Raw genomic sequence first — 421 nt, 5'->3', positions numbered from 1 at the left:
GATCGAAAGCTAGAAAAAGTTCGTAAGAATTACCGAACGGTTCAACAAGATAGCGCAAAACAACTTACGAAGTTACAATCTCAGACCAACTCTAAACGTCAGTTGGTAAAGAAGAGTCGAAGCCAATTTCGAGCTTCTAAGAACAAGCTCAAGAAAATACAAAAAGAGTATAAGAGAATCCAAAAAGAGTACAAGAATATCCAGAAACAAGGAAGAAATCTTGGAAAAGAAGGAAAGGCACTTCGTCCAGAGGAAATTAAAAAGCAGGTCTTCCTTAAGCAGGAATTAGATAGAAACAATAAAAAGCAGGTCTTCCTTAAGCAGGAATTAGATAGGAACAATAAAAAGCAGGTCTTCTTTAAGCAGGAATTAGATAAGGCGAAACTGGAGAAAAAAACTTCTAAAAGAACTTTTAAAGTCG

At 35.9% G+C, this 421-nt stretch carries 1 pseudogene; it reads left to right on the top strand.

The features are described 5' to 3' along the window. Positions 1-421: pseudogene (locus ADH54_RS06950) on the top strand (peptidase M23); the annotation flags it as partial.

It is taken from the genome of Streptococcus pseudopneumoniae, from assembly GCF_001072315.1.
Lineage (GTDB): Bacteria > Bacillota > Bacilli > Lactobacillales > Streptococcaceae > Streptococcus > Streptococcus pseudopneumoniae_R.
This window is presented reverse-complemented; position numbering and strand designations above follow the sequence as displayed.